The organism is Mycobacterium sp. HM-7, assembly GCF_053852335.1.
On the sequence record NZ_CM132657.1, the window covers coordinates 1,703,746 to 1,723,379 of the forward strand.

8 protein-coding genes are annotated in these 19,634 nt (G+C 69.4%); all 8 read left to right on the forward strand.

Features of this window, described 5'->3' with window-relative positions:
* Positions 1-86 precede the first annotated feature (86 nt).
* From ACWW1C_RS08160 to ACWW1C_RS08195, 8 genes are read left to right on the forward strand one after another with little or no spacing between them, the layout of a single operon-like run.
* A complete protein-coding gene (locus ACWW1C_RS08160) occupies positions 87-3,635 on the forward strand; it encodes a non-ribosomal peptide synthetase (RefSeq protein ID WP_455982959.1) in 3,549 nt (1,182 codons plus the stop codon).
* Positions 3,632-4,390, forward strand: a complete 759-nt coding sequence (locus ACWW1C_RS08165; RefSeq protein ID WP_455982960.1) for a thioesterase II family protein — start codon at positions 3,632-3,634, stop codon at positions 4,388-4,390. Before ACWW1C_RS08160 ends, ACWW1C_RS08165 begins: the two co-directional genes overlap by 4 nt.
* Positions 4,391-4,394: 4 nt before the next feature.
* Positions 4,395-5,720 (forward strand): beta-ketoacyl [acyl carrier protein] synthase domain-containing protein, encoded by a 1,326-nt coding sequence (locus ACWW1C_RS08170; RefSeq protein WP_455984197.1) that lies wholly within the window; start codon positions 4,395-4,397, stop codon positions 5,718-5,720.
* Positions 5,720-8,650 carry a mycobactin polyketide synthase MbtD gene (mbtD, locus tag ACWW1C_RS08175; RefSeq protein WP_455982961.1) on the forward strand — a complete coding sequence of 977 codons (2,931 nt, stop codon included), beginning with the start codon at positions 5,720-5,722 and terminating at the stop codon, positions 8,648-8,650. Before ACWW1C_RS08170 ends, mbtD begins: the two co-directional genes overlap by 1 nt.
* A 1-nt stretch (position 8,651) precedes the next feature.
* Entirely contained in the window at positions 8,652-13,757 is a 5,106-nt protein-coding gene (locus ACWW1C_RS08180) for an amino acid adenylation domain-containing protein (protein WP_455982962.1), read from the forward strand.
* The gene (locus ACWW1C_RS08185; protein ID WP_455982963.1) at positions 13,754-18,127 is read left to right on the forward strand and encodes an amino acid adenylation domain-containing protein; all 4,374 of its coding nucleotides are present in this window, start codon (positions 13,754-13,756) and stop codon (positions 18,125-18,127) included. Before ACWW1C_RS08180 ends, ACWW1C_RS08185 begins: the two co-directional genes overlap by 4 nt.
* Complete coding sequence (gene mbtG, locus ACWW1C_RS08190; RefSeq protein WP_455982964.1) at positions 18,124-19,416, forward strand: NADPH-dependent L-lysine N(6)-monooxygenase MbtG; 1,293 nt, start codon at positions 18,124-18,126, stop codon at positions 19,414-19,416. Before ACWW1C_RS08185 ends, mbtG begins: the two co-directional genes overlap by 4 nt.
* Positions 19,394-19,606: an MbtH family protein gene (locus ACWW1C_RS08195; RefSeq protein WP_455982965.1), complete on the forward strand. Its 213-nt coding sequence runs from the start codon at positions 19,394-19,396 to the stop codon at positions 19,604-19,606. Before mbtG ends, ACWW1C_RS08195 begins: the two co-directional genes overlap by 23 nt.
* Positions 19,607-19,634 lie beyond the last annotated feature (28 nt).

The window sequence follows — 19,634 nt, forward strand, 5'->3', positions numbered from 1 at the left end:
TCGGGGTAGGCATGGGGGTGGCAGCAATATAGGGTAGCCTAATCAAAATTAGGACAGCCTGTCTTTAACGTGTTCGGGAGGGTTTTGTGGGCGTCGTGGCAGTGAATTCGCAGGCCATCCGCGAGGAGGTTGCCGAACTGCTGGGTGCCCGTGCTGACACCCTCGACCCAGGCGCCGACCTGATCGGTCAGGGGCTGGACTCGATCCGCATGATGTCGCTCGCCGGTCGCTGGCGGAAGCAGGGCATCGATATCGACTTCGCCGCACTGGCTGCGGAGCCGACCATCACGGCCTGGTCGGAACTGCTGGCCGCGGCAGGTGGCGTGCAACGCGCGGAAGCATCAGTGCCGCAGGACGATTCGGAAGGCGACCAGCCGTTCGGGCTGGCGCCGATGCAGCATGCCATGTGGATCGGCCGGGAAGACGACCAGCAGCTGGGTGGCGTCGCCGGACACCTCTATGTCGAATTCGACGGCCATGGGGTCGACGCGGAGCGATTGACCGCTGCGGCAACGGCATTGGCGGTGCGGCACCCCATGCTGCGCGTGCAGTTCCTGGCCGACGGCACGCAGCGCATCAACGAACTCGACGGCGACTTCCCGGTGGCGGTCATCGATCTGCGGGCCCTGCCGGCCGAGCAGATCGCCGAGCAGTTGGCGGCCATTCAACGCCGCAAGGCGCATCAGCAGTTGACCGGCCAGGTCTTCGAGCTGAGCCTGACGCTGCTCCCGGACGGTGCCACCCGCCTGCACGTCGACCTGGACATGCAGGCCGCCGATGCCATGAGCTACCGCACCCTGATGGCCGATCTCGCGGCCCTGTACCGCGGTGTCGAGCTGGCTCCGTTGGCCTACACCTACCGCGAGTACCGCATGGCCACAATGCGATCAGCGCAAGAGCCCGATCCCCGGGCCGATGCCGATCGGCAGTGGTGGAGCGACCGGCTCCCGGAACTGCCCGATCCGCCTCGCCTGCCACTGGTCCCGGTCGCTGAGCAGAACGACCCACGGCACACCACCCGCCGCTGGCACTGGCTGGCCCCCGACGTGCGGGACGCGCTGTACGCCGCCGCGCGGCGGCGCGGCATCACGCCCGCGATGGCCCTGGCCGCGTCGTTCTCGGACGCCCTGGCGTGCTGGTCGGCCGGGCAGCGCTTCCTGTTGAACGTGCCGCTGTTCGGGCGCGAACAGCGCCACGCCGATGTCGACCGCCTGGTGGGTGACTTCACGTCGTCGCTGCTGCTCGACGTCGACCTCACCGGCGCGGCCACGGCGACGGCGCGCTGCGGTGTCCTGCAGGACGCATTCCGCAGCGCCGCAGCGCATTCCGGCTACTCCGGCCTCGAGGTGCTGCGGGACCTGAGCCGGCACCGCGGAACCCAGGTGCTCGCGCCCGTGGTGTTCACCAGCGCCCTCGGCCTCGGCGAACTGTTCGGCTCGGCGGTGATCGAGACGTTCGGCACGCCGGGATGGATCAATTCGCAAGGGCCGCAGGTGATGCTGGACGCCCAGGTGACCGAATTCAATGGTGGCGTGCTGGTGAACTGGGATGTGCGCGAGGAGGCGTTTCCGGAGGGCGTCATCGACGCCATGTTCGCCCGCCACATCGCCGAATTGGAGCGGCTGGCCGTCGAGGACACCGCATGGGAGGCACCCACGCCGGAGCCGATGTCGGCGGCACAGCGCGCGGTCCGCGACGAAGTCAACAGCCGCACCGCGGCGCCCGGCGGCGCGGCACTGCACACCGGTTTCTTCGCCTCGGCGGCCGCCCGGCCGACCGCCACGGCGATGATCGGCGAGAGCCGGCAATGGACGTATGCCGAACTGGCCGAAGAAGTTTCGGCTGTCGCTTCGGCGTTGCGGGTCGCCGGCATCACGCCGGGGGACACCGTTGCCGTCCTCGGACCCAAAGGCGCGGAACAGATCATCGCGCTGCTGGCCATCCTGGCCGCCGGCGGGGTCTACCTGCCGATCGGGGTGGATCAGCCGGCCGACCGCACCGAGAAGATCTTGGCGACCGGCGGGGTCCGGATGGCCTTGTATTGCAGCGGGGGCGAGCGCAGCGACGGGTATTGCAGCGGGGGCGAGCGCAGCGACGGGAAGACGGATGACCTCGCGCCGTCCTGGAAACCGTCGCTCACTGTGACCGAGGCGATGCGGATCGGGCGCCGCGCCGAAGGACCGTTCGTCCCCGCCGCCACCGATCCGCATGAGCTGGCGTACGTGCTGTTCACGTCCGGTTCGACCGGCGAGCCCAAGGGTGTCGAGGTCACCCACGACGCGGCCATGAACACCGCGGAATTCCTCTACGGACACTTCGACATCGGGCCGGCTGATCGCTGCCTCGCGCTGGCCACACTCGAATGTGACCTGTCGGTGCTCGACATGTTCGCCACCCTCGACACCGGCGGCAGCATCGTGGTGGTCGAGGAGCGGTACCGGCGCGACCCGGACCGCTGGGCCGCGCTCATCGCCGAGCACGGCGTGACGGTGCTCAATTTCCTACCGGGCTGGCTGGAGATGCTGGTGGAGGTCGGTGCCGGGCGTCTGGACACCGTGCGGGTGGTGCTCACCGGCGGCGACTGGGTCCGGACCGCCATGGTCCGCCACCTGCAGGCGCAGGCGCCGGGTGTTCGCGTCGCGGGGCTCGGCGGCGCCACCGAAACCGCCATCCACGCCACCATTTTCGAGGCCGGTGAGCTGCCGGGCACGTGGTCGGCGGTGCCCTATGGTGTGCCGTTCAGCAACAACGCGTGCCGCGTGGTCAACGAGGCCGGCCAGGACTGCCCCGACTGGGTGGCCGGCGAACTGTGGTTCACCGGACGCGGTATCGCCTCGGGTTACCGTGGCCGACCGGACCTGACCGCCGACCGCTTCGTGCGCTACGCGGGCCGAACCTGGTACCGCTCAGGGGATTTGGCGCGTTACCGGCCGGACGGCATCCTCGAGTTCGTCGGGCGTGCCGACCACCGCGTGAAGATCAGCGGCTACCGCATCGAGCTGGGTGACGTCGAAGCCGCGCTGCAGCGGGTACCCGGCGTGCGTGCCGCGGTGGCCGGTGTGGTCTCCGGCGGGGAGCGCGGGCACGACGTGTTGGCGGCCCTCGTCTCGGTTGACGATCCGGATCTGACCGCCGAGCGAATCTCCGCGGCGGTGGCCGAACTCGTACCGCCACACATGATCCCGCGGCAGCTGCAGGTGGTTGCCTCGATTCCGTTCACCGTCGGCGGCAAGACCGACCGCCGGGCCGCGGCCGGTCAACTCGCGGCGCTGGTTCAGGCGGCCGACGGCACCGGGCGCGCGCTGCCGGACACCACGCTGGAGCGGGCGTTGGTCGCGATCGTCTCAGAGCTGCTCTCGGTCGATGCCGGTGTGGAGGACGACTTCTTCGAGCTCGGTGGTGACTCCGTCCTGGCGACCGCCACGGTGGCGCGGGTCCGGAAATGGCTCGACACCCCGACGGTCGGCGTGCCGGACATCTTCGCCGCCCGGACCGTACGGGCCCTGGCTCAGCGGCTCGCCGCCCGCGAGGACGGCAGCGACAGACTGGAACTGGTCGCCGAGCTCTACCTGGAGATTGCCGAGATGAACCACGACGACGTTCTCACCGCACTGGACACGGCGGCTGCTTCGTGACCGAGCCGAATGCCGCCTTCGCGACCGAGCGCCACGGCGCTTTTGCGCCGTGGATCAAGCACTACCCGGGCTCCGGTGACGGTGGGGCGGTCGTGATCTTCCCGCACGCCGGTGGCGCCGCGGTGGCCTACCGGGATCTCGCGACCGCGCTGTCGGGCAAGGGGATCGACGCGTACGTCGTGCAGTACCCGCGCCGCGCCGACCGGCTGGCGCATCCGGCGCATCCGACGGTGGAGCAGCTGGCTGCCGACCTGTTCGCCGCGGGTGACTGGGCGGCTGCCGGTCCGCTGCGGCTCGTCGGGCACTGCATGGGTGCGGTGGTGGCATTCGAGTTCGCGCGGGTCGCCGAACAGAGCGGGGCCGCCGTGCACAGCCTGTGGGCATCCGCCGGCCAGGCGCCGTGCGACGTGGTCGATGCGCCGCCGCTGCCCACCGGACCGCGCGAAATGCTCGCCGAGATGGTCGATCTCGGCGGCACCGACCCCCGGCTGCTCGCCGACGTGGATTTCGTGGAGATGCTGTTGATGGCGGTTGGTGCGGACTACGAAGCCCTCAACCGCTACCTGGGTGGCGGCCGCATCGCCGCGGACATCCATGCTCTCGGCGGCCGCGCCGACCATCGCATCGACCAGGACATGCTGCGTCGCTGGGAGAACCACACGTCGGGTGCCTTCACCCTGACCGAGTTCGACGGTGGTCACTTCTACCTCAACGACCAGCTGGACACGATCGCGGACGTGATCAGTGCGCGCTGAATCGATGGGCGCGGACTCGAGAACCGACGATCCTGTCGTCATCGTCGGGATGGCGGTCGAAGCTCCCGGCGACGTCGACGACACGGAAAGTTATTGGCAGTTGCTGTCTTCCGGACGCGAGGCACTCGGCGTGTTCCCGGAGGACCGGGGCTGGGCCGTGCGCGACCTGCTGGCGGGCTCACGCCGCGACGGGTTCAAGCGCATCCACAACCGCGGCGGATTCCTCACCGGCGCGGCGCTTTTCGACCCCACGTTCTTCGGAATCTCGCCGCGCGAGGCGGTGGCGATGGACCCGCAGCAGCGGGTTGCGCTGCGGGTGACGTGGCGGGCACTGGAGAACGCCGGGATCAACCCGGACGATCTGGCCGGACACGACGTCGGCTGCTACATCGGTGCCTCGGGCACCGGATATGGGCCCGATCTGGCCGAGTACTCCGACCTCAGTGGACATCTGATCACCGGGACGTCGCTGGGTGTGATCTCCGGACGGATCGGCTACCTGCTGGGCCTCGATGGTCCGGCGCTCACGGTCGACACGTCGTGCTCATCGGCGCTGACCGCGTTCCACACCGCGGTGCAGGCACTGCGCGCGGGCGACTGCAGCATGGCGCTCGCCGGTGGAGTATGCGTGATGGGTTCACCGGGCTACTTCGTCGAATTCGCCAAGCAGCACGCGCTTTCGGACGACGGGCACTGCCGGCCGTACAGCGCGCAGGCCAGCGGCACGGTGTGGGCCGAAGGCGCCGGCATGTTCGTGCTGGAACGAAAGTCGGTGGCGCAGCGCAACGGCCACCGCGTGCTCGCGGAGGTGCGGGCCAGCTGCCTCAACCAGGACGGCCGCAGCACCGGCCTGACCGCGCCGAGTGGGCCGGCCCAGGCGCGGCTGTTCGGCCGCGCGCTCGACCTTGCCGGCGCCCGGCCCGACCAGATCGGCATGATCGAAGGGCATGGCACCGGAACCAAACTCGGTGACCGCACCGAACTGAACTCGCTGGCCCAGACCTACGGTGCCACCGCGCCCGGCCGGGGAGCGGTCCTGGGTTCGGTGAAATCCAATGTCGGACACAGCCAGGCCGCCGCCGGCGCGCTCGGACTGGCGAAGGTGCTGGTCTCGGCCGAGTACGCCACCATCCCGGCGAGCCTGCACACCGCGCAGGCGAGCATCGAAATCGACTGGAGCGCCCAGGGCCTGAGGCTTGCCACCGATCGGATGCCGTGGCCTGCCGCGAACGGTGAGCGCCTCGCCGCGGTTTCGGCTTTCGGCATGAGCGGCACCAACGCGCACGTCGTCGTCGCGATGCCCGAGGTGACAGATGGATTGGCCGCGTGATGAGCCTTTCGCACTTTCCCGACGGCCGGGTGCCGGTCCTGCTCAGCGCCCACACCGAAGAGCTGCTGGCGGCCGAGGCGACCGGTGTCGCCGACTACCTGGACCGGCGTGGTGCCGTGGGGATCGGCGCGGTGGCCGCGATGCTGTTGCGGCTGCGCCGTCGTCGGCGCTTCCGGGCCGTGGTCAGGGCGCACGACGCCGCGGAGCTCGCCGTTGCCCTGCGCGCGCTGGCGGCGGGGGAGGAGCACCCGCTGGTGGCGGTCTCCGCGCGGACCGCGGCGCCCCGGACGGCCTTCGTGTTCCCGGGTAACGGCGGCCAGTGGCCGTCGATGGGCACCGACGCGTACCGGCAGCTGCCGGTGTACCGCGCGGCGGTCGACCGCTGCGCGGCCGCGTTCGTCGCCGCGGGAATCGATTCTCCGCTGGCCTTCCTGGTCGACCCCGTCGATCGGGAATGGACCCAAATCCACAGTCAGAGCGCACAGTTCACGCACGCCGTGGGGTTCACGGCGGTCTGGCAGGCACTGGGCATCGAACCCGGCGTCACGCTGGGGCACAGCCTCGGTGAGATCGCCGCGGCGTATGTCGCAGGGGCCATGACGTTGGCCGAGGCGGTCGCCGTGGTCATCGCCCGGGCGGGCGCATTGGACAGCCTGGCGGGCGACTTCGGCGCCGCGAGCCTGGGTGTGAGTGCCGACGAAGCGCGGCAGGCGGTTTCGGATGCGTCCGGGTGGATGGAACTGTCCGTGGTCAACTCGTCGGCCTCGGTCGTGGTGTCCGGAGACCGGTCCGCCGTCGCCGACCTGGTGTCCAGCATGCAGTCCCGCGGCCGCTTCGCCCGCGTCATCGCCATGAGTTTCCCGGCCCACACCAGCGCGCTGGAACCGCTGCGGGCGCAACTGCTTGCCGGTGTGCCGAACGCACGGTTCGCCGAGCCGACGGTGCCGTTCATCGGATCGGTGACCGGCGAGGTCGTCGGCGCGGGTACCGAATTCGGCGAGTACTGGTACCGAAACCTGCGGAATACCGTGCGGTTCGACCGGGCGGCCGTCGCGGCGCGGGACAACGGCGTCGAGGCGTTCGTCGAGATGTCGGCACACCCCGCGTTGTTGCACGCACTCGCCGATACCGCTGCGAGCGGTGCGAGTGATCGGGTCGGCGAGCCGCTCATCGTCGGGTCGGGCCGCCGCGACGAAACCCTCGTCGACGTACTGTCCGACAACATCGCGACAGTGGCCGTGTCCGACCCCGATTACGACTGGGCCGGGCATATTGAGACGAATCAGCCTATGCTGCAAGCATTTCCGCATGCGCCGATGGCGGCGATGCACCTCTGGGCCACGCCCGAACCACTGCCCCCGGTGCCCGGCCTGACGGTCAGCGCCGAGCAGTGGCTGCCGCAGCAGGACGAGACCGTCCCGTTGATCATCCGGCGTGCCGCGGTGCTCGATCTCGGCCAGCCCGGCGAACTCGCCGACCGGCTCCGCGACGGTGTGCGGGCCAACCTCGGCACGGTGCCGGTTGAGCCGGCAGAGGCAGACCTCCTCATCGTCGTGGCGCCGATGCTCGACCACCCCGATACCGAAGCGGCGATCACGGACCTCGCTGAGCTGATCCGCGGCGGGTTGTGTGACTACCCGAATGCGATCGGGCCACAATGCACCGATGTCTGGCTGGTGACCGTCGGCGGTGAGCACGTGCGCGACGACGAGCCGGTGGCGCTGCCGGCGCAAGCGGCCCTCGCTGCCATGCACCGAAGCATCGGCTTCGACCATCCGGATCAGTCGTTCCGCCACCTCGACCTGGCGTCCTGGGAACTTGAGGTACCGGCGGCGACCACCGTCATCGAAACCATGCTGGGCACGGGCACCGAAGCGGCGCTACGTGATTCACAGCAATACCGGCGCGGACTCCACACCCTGCCGGACGCCGACGCACCGGCACCGGGGCTGCTGGACAACGTGGTGATCACCGGCGGCAACGGTGCGGTCGGCCGGCATTTCGCACGCACCCTCGCCGCCGCGGGCGCCCGGCGCATCGTGTTGCTGAGCCGCAGCGGCGCCGGCGCGGAGCAGCTGGCCGAGTTCGACGGTGTCGACGTGCTGTCGGTCCGATGCGACATCACCTCGCCCGAACAGGTTTCGGCCGCCGCGGCTGCCCATGCCGGCGACGGCGCGACGCTCGTGGTCCACGCCGCCGGTGCCGCAGCGTTCGGCACCACAGTCGGTGCGGACGATTTTATCGCCACCGCGGCCGCCAAGGTGACCGGGCTGGCCCGGCTGGCCGAGTACTGGCCGCTGCGTCCCACCGCCCGAATCCTGGTGTGTTCGTCGGTGTCCGGACTGTGGGGCGGGCTCGGTCATGTCGCCTACGCTGCCGTGAACCGTATGCAGGACGTGCTGGCCGGCCAGTTCCGCGCCAAAGGGCTGGACTGCGTGGCCGTGCGGTGGGGACTGTGGCCGGGCGCCGGCATCGTCGGTGCCGACGAGGTGGCCCGGATCGAGCGTGCCGGGCTGCGCGAAATGGATCCCGATGTCGCCATCGAGGCGGCCCTGGGCACCGGTGCGCCCGCGCCGCTGATCTTCAGCGCCGACACCGAGCGGCTGGCGACGCTGCTCGGTGCTGCCCCGCCGGCCTCGGAACCGGCTGTCCCGCAGCAGGTTCCGGTATCTGTCAGTGACGGTGCCGACACCGAGGACGTCGTCCGTCATGAACTGTCGGCGGTGCTCAAACTGGGCGACCCCGCCGCCATCGACCTGACCGCGGCCCTGTTCGACCTGGGCCTGGATTCGCTGCTGGCACTGGACCTGCGCAAGCGACTGCGCCGGGGCACCGGCCGGGCCGTTTCGCTGGCCGGACTGCTCAGCGGCATCACCGGTATCGAACTGGTGGATTTGCTAACCGATAGATCAGAAAAGGTGGAGAGCTAGCGTGACAGAGACCGACATCCGGGCCCCGCGCACGCAAGGAGCAAATGCGGACGAAGCGCGCCTGGAACTGTTGCGGCGCAAGCTGGCCGAGCGCGGCCTGCAGTCCCAGAACCAACCGCAGTCGAACGAAGGTGCGCCGGTGGTGCCGGCGCTGTCCGACGGCCAGCGCCGGATGTGGTTCGTGCAGACCGCCGAACCTGCGGGTGCACTACTCAATGTCTGCGTGTCCTTTGCGATCACCGGCGAGCTGGACCCCCAGCGCCTGCACGCTGCCGTGAACGCGGTGGCCGGCCGCCACGCGATTCTGCGCACCACCTACCGGGCGGACGCGACGGGCGAACCCGGCTCGACGGTGCACGAGCAGTTGTCGCCGGGCTGGAGCACCCACGACCTCAGCGAGCTCTCCGAAGCCTCCCGCGCCTTGCGACTCGAGGTGTTGGCGCAGCGGGAATTCGGTACCCCGTTTCAGCTCGACAGCGAATCACCCTTGCGGATCAGCCTGATTCGTACCACGGCGGACGAGCACATCATGCTGCTCACCGCGCACCATATCGCCTGGGACGACGCGTCCTGGCAGGTGTTCTTCGCCGATCTCACGCGGGCCTACGAGGGCGAATTGGCCGGCGAGCCATTGGCCGAGGTGATTCCGGCGGCCGTGCCCGCCGAGGATCACACCGAGGCGCTGGAGTACTGGCGCTCCGTGCTCGCGGATCCGCCTGAGCCGCTGGAGCTTCCGGGTCCGCACGGCTCTCTCGTGCCCACCGGCCACCGCTCGCAGCGCGTCACCCGGCGCATCGATGCCGGCACTGTGGCCCGGATCGCCGAGCTGGCGCGCCAAACCGGTGCCACCCCATACACCGTGCTGCTGGCGGCTTTCGGCACCTTGTTGCACCGTTACACCCACGCCGACGACATCCTGGTCGCGACCCCGGTCCTCAACCGCAGCGGCGGCACCGAGGAAGCGCTCGGCTACTACGGCAACACCGTGGCACTGCGACTGCGCCCCGAAGCACGACAGAGTTTCGGCGACTTCGTCACGCAGGCCAAGGACACCACCCACGGCGCCTTTGCGCATCAGCAGATCAACCTGGACCGCGTGGTGCGCGAGCTCAACCCGGACCGCCGCCACGGCGTGGAGCGGCTGGCGCGGGTCTCGTTCGGCGCGCGCGAGGCCGATGGCCGGGGCTTCTGCCCGTCGGGAATCACCTGCCGCCGGGCCGAGTACCGCGGCCACCAGACGCAGCTGCCGTTGGGCTTCATGGTCGAATTCGACGACGACGGGGCAATCGTCGAGGCGGAGTACCTGACCGAAATCCTCGACGCCGCACTGGCCGACCAACTGCTGCGCCACTATGTCGTGCTGCTGGAGTCCGCGCTGGCCGACCCGAGCCGGGCGCTGGCCGAGCTGGCCTTGATGGACGATGCCGACGCCGACTGGCTACGCCGCATGGCCACCGGTGAGCAGTTCAGCACCCCGGACACCACGCTGGCCGCGTTGATCGAAGCGCAGGCCGAGCGCACCCCGGATTCGGTCGCCGTCGCGTATGAGGGCCGGTACTTCACTTACCGCGAACTCAACGCCGAGGCGAACCGGTTGGCACACTGGCTGATCGGCCAGGGCATCGGTACCGAGGATCGCGTCGCGGTCCTGCTGGAGAAGTCGCCCCAATTGGTGATCACCGCGCTGGCGATCGTGAAGGCCGGCGGCGTGTACCTGCCGGTCGACCCGACCTATCCCGAGGACCGGCTGTCCTTCATCCTGGGTGACTGCGACCCGAAACTCGTGATTCGCGAACCGATCACGGATGTGTCGGGGCAGCGGGACGACAACCCCACCGACGCCGATCGGCTGCGTCCGCTCACCGCGGGCAACACCGCCTACCTGATCTACACCTCGGGCTCGACCGGGTTGCCCAAGGGCGTTCCGGTACCGCACCGTCCGGTCGCCGAGTACTTCGTGTGGTTCGTCGACGAGTACCAGATCGACGCCGACGAGCGACTGCTGCAAGTGGCCTCGCCGAGCTTCGACGTGTCCATCGCCGAGGTGTTCGGCATGCTGGCCTGCGGTGCCCGCCTGGTCATTCCGCGCCCGGGCGGCCTCAACGACATCGGGTACCTCACCGAGCTGCTGCGCAGTGAGGGCATCACGTCCATGCACTTCGTGCCTTCTCTGCTTGGGCTGTTCCTGTCCCTGCCGGGCGTCAACGAATGGCGCAGCCTCAAGCGCGTGCCGATCGGTGGTGAAGCGCTCCCGGGCGAGGTGGCGGACAAGTTCCACGCCACGTTCGACGCACTGCTGCACAACTTCTACGGGCCGACCGAGACCGTCATCAACGCCAGTCGGTACCGCGTCGAGGGCAAGCAGGGTACGCGCATCGTGCCGATCGGCAACCCGAAGATCAACACGCAGATGCATCTGCTGGACGACGCCTTGCAGCCGGTACCGGCCGGCGTCATCGGCGAGATCTACATCGGTGGAACACATGTCGCGCACGGTTACCACCGGCGACCCGGCCTGACCGCCGAGCGTTTCGTCGCCGACCCGTTCACCGCGGGCGGCCGGCTGTACCGCTCCGGCGACCTGGCCCGGCTCAACGTGGACGGTGACATCGAATTCGTCGGCCGCGCCGACGAGCAGGTCAAGATCCGCGGCTTCCGCATCGAACTCGGCGAGATCGCGGCGGCCATCGCGGTGGACCCCAGCGTCGGGCAGGCCGTCGTCGTGGCCAGCGACCTCCCCGGGCTGGGCAAGAGCCTGGTCGGCTACCTCACCCCGGCCGCGCGTGGCGACCTGGAATCGGTTGACGTGCAACGGATCAAGGCCCGGGTGGCGGCAGCGCTGCCCGAATACATGGTGCCGGCCGGTTACGTCGTGCTCGACGAAATCCCGATCACCGCACACGGCAAGATCGACCGTCGCGCGCTGCCCGATCCGGACATCCAGTCCCGCACCGCATTCCGTGAACTGACCACCGATACCGAGCGTGCGGTCGCCGAGCTGTTCGCCGACCTGCTCGGGGTGGACCAGGTCGGCGCCGACGACTCCTTCTTCGAACTCGGCGGCCACTCGCTGCTGGCCACCAAACTGGTCGCCGCGATCCGGGCGCGGTGCAACGCCGACATCGGCGTGCGTGAGGTTTTCGAGCTGGGCACCGTCGCCGAGATTGCCGCCCGCGTCGACACCGGCGCGCCGCACAACCGGCCGCCGCTGTTGGCGATCGAGCACACCGGGCCGCGGCAGATGTCGGCGTCGCAGTTTCGGCAATGGTTCCAGTACCGCATCGACGGTCCCGGCCCGGTCAACAACATCCCGTTCGCGGCCCGGATCACCGGCCCGTGCGACGTCGACGCCTTCGTGGCCGCGCTCGGCGATCTGGTCGAGCGGCACGAGGTGCTGCGCACCACGTACACCGAAATCGACGGGGTGCCATACCAGGTCGTGAACGACCCGGCGCCGCTGCCGGTGCGCCGCGCCCGCGGCGCCGACGAAGACTGGTTGCAGGCCGAACTCGACCAGGAACGCCGATACGTCTTCGATCTGGAAGCACAGTGGCCGATCCGGGCCGCGGTGCTGTCGATTCCGGGGCAGCATGTGCTGTCGATCATGGTGCACCACATCGCCGCCGACCACTGGTCTGCCGGTGTGCTGTTCACCGACCTGGTCACCGCCTACCGGGCCCGCCTCGAGCAGCGCGCACCTGAATTCGCGCCGCTTCCGGTGCAGTACTCGGACTACGCCGCCTGGCAGGCCACCCTGCTGTCCGACGAGTCGGGAATGCTTGCCGCGCAACGTGACTACTGGCGTAGCCAACTGGCCGCGCCGGCCGCGGACCCAGGGCTGCGCCCAGACTTCGCCCGGCCGCCGGTGCTCTCGGGCGAAGGCGCGTCGGTGCCGTTCGTGGTCGACCCAGAGGTTCGGACCAAGCTGACCGCGCTGACCCGCGAGCTCGGCATCACCGATTTCATGCTGCTGCAGTCCGCGGTGGCGGTGGCGCTCGCGAAATCGGGGGAGGGCCTGGACATTCCGCTCGGTACCCCGGTGGCCGGGCGCACCGAAGCCGAACTCGATGCGCTGGTGGGCTTCTTCATCAACATCCTGGTCCTGCGCAACGACCTGAGCGGGGATCCGACGCTGCGCGAGATTCTGGTCCGGTCGCGGGATACCGCACTGGCCGCCTACGCACATCAGGACCTGCCGTTCGATCATGTCGTCGATGCGGTCAGCCCGGCCCGGTCGCTGTCGCGCAACCCGCTGTTCGGCGTCGTCGTGCACGTGCGCGAGGACCTGCCCACCGACCATGTCATCGACTCCCGGGCCGACGGCGACACGACGTTCACCGCGCTGGAGCCGACGTTCGACGTGGCGCATGCCGACCTGTCGGTGAATTTCTTTGCCACCCAGGACGGTTACCGCGGGCACCTGATCTTCCGCACCGATCTGTACACGCCGCAGACCGCTCAGCGTCTCGCCGATCGGCTGGTTCGGGTGATCACTGGTCTCGCCGAGAACGCCGATCAGCGGCTGCGGGATCTGCGCGTCGATGAAGCCGTCGAAAGCATCGATGGGGTGCTGGTGCTCGACGAATGGCGGCAGCCGGTGGGCGTCGGTGTGGTGGGTGACATCTACCACGCCACGCAGGATGCGGAGCCGATGCCGACCGGCGAACGCGGCAGGTGGCTGGCCACCGGACAGCTCGAGCGCATCAAGGCCGTCCAGTTGCGTGCCGCCGGAACCGGGTCGACGGTGGTGGAACCCGCCCGCACCGACTCCGAACGCGCTCTCATTGCATTGCTCGCCGAGGTGCTCGACGCAGAAGCCGAAATCGGCCGGGGCGACGACTACTTCAGCCTGGGCGGCGACAGCATCAAGGCGGTGCAGCTGGCGGCCCGCGGCCGGGACGCGGGCATGAAACTGACCGCCCGGATGGTCTTCGAGTATCCGACGGTGCACGAATTGGCCGCCGCGATCGACGCCCGATCCGCGGCGGAAACCCAAGGGGCGCAGGGGCAGGATCGCGAGCACGCGCCGATGACAGTGTCAGGATTGTCGGCCGAAGAGCTGGCCGAGTTGACCGCCTCGTGGACCACCTCGCAGGGGCCGCAGTGACCGCACTGCAACCCGCGCCGGTCATCGAGGACGTCCTGGCCCTCAGCCCGCTGCAGCAGGGGCTGTACTCGATGGCCCAACTCGATCAAGCGGATGACCCGTATCTGATCGCGATGTCGGCCGACATCGACGGCGCCGTGGATGCGGCCCTGCTGCGGGACTGCGCGGCGGCACTCCTGGTGCGGCACCCGAACCTGCGGGCCAGCTTCGTGCAGGCCGGAACCCGTACGGTGCAGTTGATTCCGAGCGCCGTCGACCTGCCGTGGCGGCAGGTCACCGCCGAGTCGTCCGACGATGCCGACGACCTCGAAGCGCGCGAGCGGCGTCGGGCGTTCAGCCTGGAGCGCGGCCCGGCCATCCGATTCCTGCTCATCGAAATGCCCGAACAGCGTTGGCGGTTCGCGGTCGTCGCGCACCACATCGTGATCGACGGATGGTCATTGCCGTTGTTCGTCGGCGAACTGCTCGCGCTGTATGCCGCGGGCGGTGAACTCTCCGTGCTGCCTGCCGCGCCGCGCCCGTACCGCGATTACATCGGGTGGCTCGCGGCCCGCGACCCGGAGGCCGGCCGGCGGCTGTGGCAGCGGCACCTGGCCGGGCTCGACGGTCCGACGATGCTGGCTCCGGCGCTCGGCTCCGGTGAACTCGGCGACGAGTTGCCCAGGTGCACCGAGATCAAGGCATCCGCGGGCGAGACGCATCGGCTGGTCGAGGCCGCGCGGGCCCGCGGGGTCACCCTCAACACCCTCACCCAAATGGCCTGGGCGGCAATCCTGTCGGTGCTCACCGACCGGCGTGACGTCGTCTTCGGCGTGACGGTCTCCGGCCGTCCGGGGGAACTGGCCGGCGTCGAATCGATGGTCGGTCTCTTCATCAACACCGTGCCGTTGCGGGTGCAACTGGACCCGCTGCGCCGCGTCGGTGAGCAGTGCGTGGCCCTGCAGCGCGATGCCGTCGAGTTGCGGGAGCACAGCTACCTGTCGCACACCGAGCTGCGCTCGCTCGGCGGCGTGGGGGAATTGTTCGACAGTCTCCTGGTCTACGAGAACTTCCCGCCGGGCGGCCTGGTCGGCAGCGGCGAATTCGACGTCCGCGGAGCCACTTTCCGGCCCCGGGCACTGCAGAGCCTGGCCCACTTCCCGGTCACCGTCGCGGCGCACCTGACCGATGGTGAACTGACCATCCTGGTCGAGACAAAGGACGGTGCGACCGGGTTGCTCTCACCGGAGAGTCTCGGGCGGCAGGTGCTCGCGGTGATGCAGCGCCTCGTCGATGGCTGGGACCATCCGCTGCGCGACGTCGGTATCCACCTGACGGCACCCGACGTGGCGGATACGCCGGACACCACCGAAACCGGTGGTATCCATGAGAAATTCACCGCCACCGCGCGTAGCAAGCCGGGCTCGGTGGCGCTGAGCTATGACGGCGGCGCACTGACGTTCCGTGGCCTCGACGAGGCATCCGACCGCGTCGCGGCCGAACTGCGGCGCCGCGGCATCGAGACGGAGACACCGGTGCCGGTGCTGTTGCGTCGCGGCCCCGACTATGTGGTCGCGATGCTCGGTGTGCTCAAGGCCGGCGGCCTGATCGTGCCGCTGGACCCGTCGATGCCCGCCGACCGGATCGCGGAGATCCTGGGCCAGACCGACGCGTCGATCGTCGTGGACGACGCGCTGCTGGCCGCGGCGGGCAACAGCCCGGCCGCCGAATTCGAGCCGGCACCGACACATCCCGGCCAGGGCGCCTACATCGTGTTCACCTCCGGTACCACCGGCAAGCCCAAGGGCGTGGTCGGTACCCATGCCGCGGTGCTGGCGTACGCCGCCGACCACGCCGCTCGCGTGCTGCATCCTGCGGTGGCGAGAGCCGGTCGGCCACTTCGGGTTGCGCACGCCTGGTCGTTCACCTTCGACGCGGCCTGGCAGCCACTCGCCGCACTGCTCGACGGCCACGGTCTGCACATCGTCGGTGACGACGTACAGCGCGATGCCGAGGCGCTGGTGGCGACCATCGGGCAGTACGGCGTCGACCTGATCGACACGACCCCGTCGATGTTCACCCAGCTGCAAGCCGAAGGACTCCTGACGACGGTGCCGCTGACTGCGCTGGCGCTGGGCGGCGAAGCCGTCGACCCGAACGCGTGGGCGGCCATCCGTGACGAATGCGACCGCACCGGTATGTCGGCGTACAACTGTTACGGCCCGACCGAAACCACGGTGGAAGCCGTCGTCGCCGCGTTCACCGAGCACGAGACGCCGTCCATCGGGCACCCGACCACCTCGACCCGCGCCTATGTGCTGGACGCGTGGCTACGGCCCGTGCCGGATGGTGTCACCGGTGAGCTGTACCTGTCCGGTGGCCAACTCACGCGCGGCTATCTGGGTCGCGCCGGCGAGACCGCCGCGCGATTCGTCGCCGACCCGTTCGTGCCCGGCGCCCGGATGTACCGCACCGGCGACGTGGTGCGCCGCGATCCCGCCACCGGCGGTCTGCAATTCCAGGGGCGTTCCGACGATCAGGTGAAGATCCGGGGATTCCGCGTCGAGCCCGGCGAGGTCGCCGCGGTGTTGCACGCCCACCCCGGCGTGCGGCACGCGCACGTCACCGTCCGCCGGCACGGCAGCGGGCCACGGCTGGTCGCGTACGTCGCTGGAGCGGCATCTGCCACCGAGTTGCGGCGCATGCTCGCGTCCCGGCTGCCGAGATACCTGGTGCCACACCACATCATCGCGGTGGACGAGATTCCGCTGACCGTCAACGGCAAAGTGGACGACGCCGCGTTGGCCGCGATCGACGCTGCCGCCGGCACCGAGCGGGCGGCCGCTCCGGCCACGGTCACCGAACAGGCGGTGGCGGAGCTCTTTGCCGAGGTCCTCGGAGCGGCCGATCCGTCCGGACTCGACGTCACCGCCGATTTCCTCGATCTCGGGCTCGACAGCATCGTCGCGCTGTCGGTGGTACAGGCCGCGCGCCGTCGCGGGTTGGCGTTGCGTGCGCGAATGATGCTGGACTGCATGAGCATTCGGGAACTGGCCGACGAACTCGACGCGGAGAACGAATTGGCCGCGACGGCCGCCGAGGAGTCGGGCCCGGTACCGGTGTTGCCCAACGTGCATTGGCTGTATCAATACGGCGACGGCCGGCGGCTGGCCCAGACCCAGGCGGTGCGTCTGCCGGACACCATCACCGCCGAGCAGCTGACCACGTTGCTGCACAACGTCATCGCCGCGCACCCCGCGCTGCGCAGCCGCTTGGATCGGGCGACCATGACCCTGGTCGACCATCCGGTGGGAACCGTCTTATCCGAGGTCACCGTCGACGGCGACCTCGTGGCCGCGGTCGCCGAGCAGACCGATCTCGCGGTCGAACGGTTGGATCCGGAGCAGGGCCGCCTCCTGCAGGCGGTGCTGCTGCACGCACCAGGCAGCGCCGGGGAGCCCGGTGGCAAGGTGCTGGTCCTCAGCGCTCACGTGCTGGCCGTCGACCCGGCGTCCTGGCGAATTGTGCTCGGCGAACTGGAAAACGGCTGGCACGCACTGAACTCCGGTGCCGAACCGGCAAGCATCCGCGAACACACGAGCTATCGGGCGTGGTCCCGCCTGCTCGCCGAGCGCGCGCAGCACCTCGACACGGGGGACTTCTGGGAGGCGCAGGTCTCCGGGCCCGATCCACTGCTCGGCAGCCGCCGGGTGCGGCCCGAAACCGATTGCGCCGCAGACGTCGTGGTGGCCATGGCGGTCATCGACCCGGACCTGACGGCGACTCTGCTCGGGGCAGGCCAACCGGTCACCGATCTGTTGGCTGCCGCGACCGCGCGCACCGTCACCCGCTGGCGGCAGAGTCGCGGACAGGACACCCCGGCGCCGCTGGTGGCGCTGGAGACCCACGGTCGTGCAGACGCCGTGGTGTCGGATCAGGCCGACACCGGAGACACCGTCGGACTGTTCAGCGCCATCTACCCGCTGCGACTCAATTCCGAAGCGCCGCACCAGGTCGTTGCCGAAATTGCCGCGGTCCCCGGCCACGGCATCGACTTCGGGCTGCTGCGGTACCTGCGTGCGGACACCGCCGAGCGGTTGTCGGCCTACCCGGAACCTCAGGTGCTGCTGAATTATCTGGGCCGGGTACACCTCGGGGCGAGCGGTGCCGCTTTGCAGCTCGACGGTGCGCTGCTGGCCGGCGCATCGCCGGTACCCGAACCGAACTACGCGGTGCACCACGAGCTGACCCTCATGGCGGGGATCATCGACCACGACGGCACCACGCTGCTCGGTGTCCAATGGCGCACGGTGCCAGACATTCTCAGCGCAGACGACATTGCCGAATTGCAACAGCTGTGGGAATCGCAGCTCAGGGAAGTGGTGAAATGAGCGAGACCCGAAATACCTTGGCCGTCATCGGCGCCGGCGCCAAAGCGGTCGCCGTGGCCGCCAAGGCCGCGGAACTGCGGGCCATGGGCGTGGACGCGCCCGAGGTCATCGCGGTGGAACGCCTCGGCGTCGGCGCCAACTGGCAGGCCGCCGGTGGCTGGACGGACGGCCGGCACCGGCTGGGCACCGGCCCGGAGAAGGACGTCGGGTTCCCGTACCGGTCCGCGCTGGTGCCGCGCCGCAACGTCGAACTCGACGAACGGATGATGCGGCACAGCTGGCAGTCGTACCTCATCTCGACGGGACAGTTCGCCGAATGGATCGACCGCGGGCGGCCCGCACCCACCCATCGACGCTGGAGCCAGTACCTGAGATGGGTAGCGGAAAGCGTTGCCATGCAGGTGATTACGGGCGAGGTCGCGAAGCTGTCGGTGGACGGCGACCAGTGGGTGTTGCACACGCACGAGCAGCAGGTCCGCGCCGATGGCGTGATGATCACCGGGCCCGGACAGGCCCAGCGATCCATCCTGCCGGGGCACCCGCGCGTGCTGTCGATCGCCCAGTTCTGGCATCGCGTCGCCCAGGACGAGCGCATCAACGCCGAGCGGGTCGCCGTCATCGGCGGTGGTGAGACCGCCGCCACCATGCTCGATGAGCTGTTCTCGCACCGGGTTTCGACCATCACGGTGATCTCGCCGGGGGTCACCCTGTTCACCCGGGGCGAGGGCTACTTCGAGAACACCCTGTTCTCCGACCCGACGGGCTGGGCCGGGCTCAGCGTCTCCGAGCGCCGAGATGCCATGGCCCGCACCGACCGGGGCGTGTTCTCCGCCCGCGTGCAGGACTCGCTCCTGGCCGACGACCGGATCCGGCACCTGCGCGGCCGGGTCGCCCATGCCGTGCCTCAGCAGGACCGAATCCGGTTGACCCTGCAGACCGAACGCGACTCCGGCTGCCTGGAGACGGTGCACGGATTCGACCTGGTGATCGACGGTTCCGGCGCCGATTCCATGTGGTTCGCGCCGCTGCTGAGCCAGGATGCGTTGGACGTGTTGGAGCTCGGTATCGGTGCTCCGTTGTCCGCCGACTCGCTGCAGCGGTCCATCGGCTACGACCTCGCCGTCAGCGGCGTCACGCCGAAGTTGTTCCTGCCCAGCCTGTCCTGGCTCACCCAAGGCCCGGGATTCCCCAACCTCAGCTGCCTCGGTCTGCTCAGCGACCGCGTGCTGGGTGCCGAATATTCCACACCATCCGCGAGGAGAAGCGATGAGCAGCAATCCGTTCGATGACGACAACGGTGCGTTCTACGTCCTGATCAACGACGAAGAGCAGCACAGCCTGTGGCCGGTGTTCGCCGACGTGCCCGCCGGTTGGCGGGTCGTGTTCGGCGAGGGCACGCGCGCCGACTGCCTGGCCTACGTCGAGGAGACCTGGACCGACATCCGGCCGAAGACGTTGCGCGATTCTCTGGTCGGCTGAGGCAGTCCGTCGAGTCATGCCACTTGAT